At 73.9% G+C, this 6,017-nt stretch carries 5 protein-coding genes; all 5 read left to right on the forward strand.

Annotated elements, in window-relative coordinates:
* Window positions 1–972 (forward strand): 3-isopropylmalate dehydrogenase (locus ACXJKL_RS12275; protein WP_457207329.1); only part of this gene is annotated, 972 nt, incomplete at its 5' end.
* Window positions 973–994: 22 nt separating this feature from the next.
* Window positions 995–2,074 carry a branched-chain amino acid aminotransferase gene (locus ACXJKL_RS12280; protein ID WP_457207330.1) on the forward strand — a complete coding sequence of 360 codons (1,080 nt, stop codon included), beginning with the start codon at window positions 995–997 and terminating at the stop codon, window positions 2,072–2,074.
* 45 nt (window positions 2,075–2,119) lie between these two features.
* Complete coding sequence (locus ACXJKL_RS12285; protein ID WP_457207331.1) at window positions 2,120–2,932, forward strand: AMP-binding protein; 813 nt, start codon at window positions 2,120–2,122, stop codon at window positions 2,930–2,932.
* 9 nt (window positions 2,933–2,941) lie between these two features.
* Complete coding sequence (locus tag ACXJKL_RS12290) at window positions 2,942–4,588, forward strand: serine/threonine-protein kinase (protein ID WP_457207332.1); 1,647 nt, start codon at window positions 2,942–2,944, stop codon at window positions 4,586–4,588.
* 217 nt (window positions 4,589–4,805) lie between these two features.
* Window positions 4,806–6,017: citramalate synthase (gene cimA, locus ACXJKL_RS12295; RefSeq protein WP_457207333.1), on the forward strand; the 1,212-nt coding region annotated here is incomplete at its 3' end.

Below are 6,017 nucleotides of genomic sequence, written 5' to 3' on the forward strand. Positions count from 1 at the left end.
GTCCTCGAGGCGGTCGACGTGCCGGTGAAGTTCGAGCAGACGCACTACTCGCTGGGGGCGGAGAACTACCTCGCCACCGGTGAGGTGCTGCCCGACGCCGTCCTCGCGGAGATCCGCGAGCACGACGCGATCCTGCTGGGCGCCGTGGGCGGGAGGCCCAACGACCCGAACCTGCCGCCCGGCATCCTCGAGCGCGGCCTGCTGCTCAGGCTGCGCTTCGAGCTCGACCACTACGTCAACCTGCGCCCGTCGCGGCTCTTCCCGGGCACACCCAGCCCGCTCGCCGCGCCCGGCGAGGTCGACTTCGTGGTCGTCCGCGAGGGCACCGAGGGCCCCTACACGGGCAACGGCGGTGCCCTGCGGGTCGGCACCCCGGCCGAGGTCGCCACCGAGGTCAGCGTCAACACGGCGTACGGCGTGGAGCGCGTCGTCCGCGACGCCTTCGCCCGCGCGCAGCGCCGCCCGCGTCGGCACCTCACCCTGGTCCACAAGACCAACGTGCTCGTCCACGCCGGCTCGGTGTGGTGGCGGATCTTCGACCAGGTCTCCGCCGAGTTCCCCGACGTGACCACCGACTACATGCACATCGACGCCGCGATGATCCACATGACGGTCGACCCGAGCCGCTTCGACGTAATCGTCACCGACAACCTCTTCGGCGACATCATCACCGACCTGGCCGCCGCCATCACGGGCGGCATCGGGCTGGCCGCCTCCGGCAACGTCAACCCCGACCGGACCGCGCCGTCGATGTTCGAGCCCGTCCACGGCTCGGCGCCCGACATCGCCGGGCAGCAGAAGGCCGACCCCACCGCCGCCATCCTCTCGACGTCGCTGCTGCTGGACCACCTCGGACACCCCGAGGCCGCGGCAGCCGTCGAGGCGGCAGTGCTGGCCGACCTGGCCGAGCGCGCTCCCGGCAGCACGCGACGTACCAGTGAGGTCGGCGACGCCGTCGCGGCCCGACTCTGAGCCGTGCCGCTAGCCYGACGCCATGGACATCAGCACGACCGCCACCGACCGGCCCGTCGACGACGCCCGGCTGGCCGAGATCCTCACCAGCCCGGGCTTCGGCACGCACTTCACCGACCACATGTTCACGGCCGAGTGGACGCCCGACCGGGGCTGGCACGCGGCCCGGGTCACGCCGTACGGCCCGCTCACCCTCGACCCGGCGACCGCGGTCCTGCACTACGCGCAGGAGACCTTCGAGGGCATGAAGGCCTACCGCCACCCGGACGGCACGGTCTGGACCTTTCGGCCCGAGGAGAACGCCAAGCGGATGGCGCGCTCCAGCGAGCGGCTGGCCTTCCCGGTGCTCGACCCCGACGACTTCGTCGCCGCGGTGGACGCGCTGGTGACCGTCGACCAGCGGTGGGTCCCCGACAACCCCGACGGGGGCGAGAAGAGCCTCTACCTGCGGCCGTTCATGTTCGCCTCGGAGGTGTTCCTCGGCGTCCGGCCCGCGCAGCACGTGACCTTCATGGTCATCGCCTCCCCGGCCGGCGCCTACTTCAAGGGCGGCGTCAGGCCGGTCACCCTGTGGCTCACCGAGGACTACACCCGCGCCGGCCGCGGCGGCATGGGTGCGGCGAAGACCGGCGGCAACTACGCCAGCTCGCTCGTCGCCCAGCAGCAGGCCACCGCCCAGGGGTGCGACCAGGTCGTGTTCCTCGACGCCCAGGAGGGCAGGTACGTCGAGGAGCTCGGTGGCATGAACCTGTACTTCGTCCACGCCGACGGCCGGATCGTCACCCCCGCGACGGGCACGATCCTCGAGGGCATCACCCGGGCCTCGATCATCGAGCTGGCCGGCAAGCTGGGCCACCAGGTCGAGGAGCGCCGGTTCTCCATCGACGAGTGGCGCGACGGCGTCGCCAGCGGCGACATCGTCGAGATCTTCGCCTGCGGCACCGCGGCCGTGGTCACGCCCGTGGGGTCCCTCAAGTGGGACGGTGGCGAGGCGCCGGCCCCGGCGTCGACCGACCTGACGATGCGCATCCGCACCGCCCTGGTCGACATCCAGCTCGGCCGGGCCGACGACACGTTCGGCTGGATGCACCAGGTCTGCTGACGACCCGGTCCGCGGACCGTGCCGGGGGGCGCGAGGGGGCACCACATGGACGAGGCGGGGACGACGCTCGCTCGCCTGCTGTGGGTCCGGGCGGCGACCTCGCCCGACGCCCTGGCCTATCGCCACCCGCTGGGTGGCCGGGAGCGGGCCTGGGAGGACGTCTCCTGGTCGCAGGCCCGCGCCCTCGTCGAGACGCTGGCCGCCGGGCTCGTCGGCCTGGGTGTCGAGCCGGGGGACCGGGTCGCGATCCTGTCCCGGACCCGGGTCGACTGGGTGGTGGGCCACCTCGCGGTGCTGTGCGCCGGCGCCGCCACGGTGGCCGTCCACCCGGGCAGCACGGCGCGGGAGGTCGCGCGGCTCGTCGACGGGTCGGGTGCGGTGGCCGTCCTCGCCGAGGACGTGGCGCAGGTCGACAAGCTGCGCCGGGTGCGGGGCGACATCCGTACGGTGCGCAGGGTGGTGCAGTTCGACGGCGACTACCCCGACCGGCGGGTGATGACGTTCGAGGCGCTCCTGTCGGCCGGCGAGGACGTCCTGGCCGATGACCMCACGACGACCAGCCGTCGGGTCGACGGCGTGACGCCCGAGACGCTGGCCACGGTGCTGCCCGTGCGCGGCCCGCTGCCGGGTCCGGGCGGCGTACGGCGCACGCACGCGGACTGGGCGTCCGAGGGCGCGGCCGCCGCTGGCCACGGCGACCGGCTCCGGCTCCTCAGCACGCCGCTCACCCAGCTCGGCAGCCACGCGCTGCTCGCCCGTCAGCTCACGAGCGGGCACGGGACGGTCGTCGACGGCCGGGGGCCCGAGCCCGGACCCAGAGGTCCCGACATGCCGGGTCGCGGGGCCGACCCCGGGTAATCTCCCTGCGTGACCACGTCCCGTCCCGAGCAGGCGCCCCCCGGACTGCGGGTCGGCGGCTACGAGCTGCTGACGCGCCTGGGCGAGGGCGGCATGGGCGTCGTGCACCTGGCCCGACGTCCCGGCGGGGAGCGGGTGGCGCTCAAGGTGCTGCGACCGCACATCGTCGGCGACGACGAGGCACGCCACCGGCTCGCGCGGGAGGTCAACAGCCTCAGCCGCATCAGGAACCGCCGGGTCGCCGAGATCGTCGATGCCGACCCGTGGGGCGACATCCCGTTCGTGGCGACCCGCTACGTGCCCGGGCTCTCCCTGCACGACCACGTGCACGAGGAGGGGCCGCTCACCGGGGCGGACCTCGTGTGGGCCGCGAGCTGCCTGGCCGAGGCGCTGGCCGCGGTGCACGACGTGGGGGTGCTGCACCGCGACATCAAGCCCTCCAACGTGCTCATGGAGGGCCGCACCCCGATCCTCATCGACTTCGGACTCGCCCGCGTGGCCGACGACCCCAAGCTCACCCACACCGGCTGGCTGCTCGGCACCCCCGGCTACCTCGCCCCCGAGATCCTGCACGGCGACGACGCCACCGCCGCGTCCGACGTGCACTCCTGGGCGGCGACCGTGGCCTTCGCCGGCACCGGCCGTCCGCCCTTCGGCCGGGGGCCGTCGGTGGCGGTGATGGACCGCGTCCGCCGCGGCGAGCACGACCTGACCGACCTCGACCCGGTGCTGCGACCGGCGATCGAGGAGGCCCTCGACCCCGATCCCGCCCGCCGTCCGTCGCTCCCGGAGCTGCGCCACTGGCTCACCCGGTTGGCGCCCGCCCCGGTGAGCCGCGAGCCGGACCCGTTCACCGTGCCGATGGCAGTCGCCTCCCTGGCGCCGGCCCACGACACGACCGAGGTGGTCGACCGAGGTGCCGACGGCGGACCTCCACCGGCCGGGGACGAGCCCGGCCGGCGTGGGTTCGACCCGTACGCCCGGTCGACCCGCGTGCTGCCCGAGGACGGTGACACCGAGACGGTCCGGGAGCCCGGTGCCGGCACGGCGTACCCCTGGCCGCAACCGCAGCGCGTCGGCGGCCTCGAACGCTTGCGACGGTCCGTGCTCGTCCTCGCGGGGGCCGCGGTGGTGGGCGCCGGCGTCGCGGTCGCGCCGTACGTCACGACGCTCCTGCTGGCGGTGGTCGTCTGGCTCCTGCGCAGCGGCTCGCTGGCCGGCAGCGCGGCGGGCGCGCGCCGCCAGGTGCGGGGCGCCAAGTGGTACGACGCCCCGCAGCTGCTGGTCGCCACCCCGTGGCACGCGCTGGCGGCGGTGCCCGGCGTGCTCCTCCTGGTGACCTGGAGCCTCGGACTCGCGCTGGCGGCCGCCCTGCTGTGCTTCGCCGCCGGGTTGTCGCTGACGCCCAGCCTGGGCGGCATCGGCGTGGTGCTCGCGCTCGCCCTGTGGTGGGGGCCGGGGAGCTCGCGCCTGCGCGGCCCGGTGCAACGGATCAGCCACCCCGTCGCGGCGCGCGGCGTCGCGTGGTTCCTCGCCACGGTGGTGCTGGTGGCAGCGGCGACGGGCCTCGCGGCCACCGTGACCACCAGCGGCACCGAGTGGGCGCCCGCGACCGACCGGCCCTTCGCCGGCGTCAGCCTGCCGAGCTGGCTCTAGTCGCCTCGGCCGTCCGGTGGCCGCGGGCCGGATCGCGAGACGCCGCAGGGACCTGCCTCCGGACCGTGGCACAGTGGGGGTGTGACGACGAGCACGATCATCATTTCCTAGCGCGACGGGACTCCCCGCCGCGCCGACCTCCTGCACCCCGGGAGGTTTTTTTGTACCCGGATCCCGATCGACGCCCCCACCGACAGACACGCGAGAGATGAGACCGATGGACCTGCAGGGCTCCTTCCACGTCTACGACACCACGCTGCGCGACGGCGCGCAGCAGGAGGGTCTCAACCTCTCCGTCGCCGACAAGCTGACGATCGCCCGTCAGCTCGACGGCCTGGGCGTGGGCTACATCGAGGGCGGGTGGCCGGGCGCCAACCCCAAGGACACCGAGTTCTTCCGTCGCGCCTCTCGGGAGCTCGACCTGCGGCACGCCCGGCTCGCGGCGTTCGGGGCGACCCGACGCGCCGGCGTCGCGGCGGCCGACGACCCGTTGGTCGCCGCCCTGCGCGAGAGCGGGGCCTCGGTCGTCACATTGGTCGCCAAGTCGCACGAGCGCCACGTGGAGCTCGCGCTGCGCACGACGCTCGAGGAGAACCTCGCGATGGTCCGCGACACCATCGCGCACCTGCGCGAGAACGGGCAGACGGTCTTCCTGGACGCCGAGCACTTCTTCGACGGCTACCGTTCCAACCGCGACTACGCCCTCGAGGTGCTGCGCACCGCCGCCGAGGCCGGTGCCGAGGTCGTGGCGCTGTGCGACACCAACGGCGGCATGCTGCCCGACTGGGTGGGCGACGTCGTGCACGACGTCATCGAGACCACCGGTGCCCGGGTCGGCATCCACTGCCACAACGACACCGGCTGCGCGGTGGCCAACACCCTGGCCGCCGTCGACGCCGGGGCCACCCACGTGCAGGGCACGATCAACGGGTACGGCGAGCGCACCGGCAACGCCGACCTGGTCTCGGTCGTCGCCAACCTCGAGCTCAAGCTGGACCGGCAGGTCCTCCCGGCCGGGCTCCTCGGCGAGGCCACCCGGATCGCGCACGCCGTCGCCGAGGTCACCAACGTCCCGCCTGCCTCCCGCCAGCCGTACGTCGGCACTTCCGCCTTCGCCCACAAGGCCGGTCTGCACGCCTCGGCGATCAAGGTCGACCCCGACCTCTACCAGCACATGGACCCGACGGGCGTCGGCAACGACATGCGGCTGCTCGTCTCGGACATGGYCGGCCGGGCCTCCATCGAGCTCAAGGGCCGCGAGCTGGGCTTCGACCTGTCCGGCGACCGTGAGCTGGTCACCCGGGTGACCGCGCGGGTCAAGGAGCTCGAGCAGGGTGGCTACACCTTCGAGGCCGCCGACGCCTCCTTCGAGCTGCTGCTGGTCGAGGAGGTCGAGGGCGCGCGCCCGTCGTACTTCGACGTCGAGTCC

The organism is Nocardioides sp. P5_C9_2 (genome assembly GCF_054049555.1).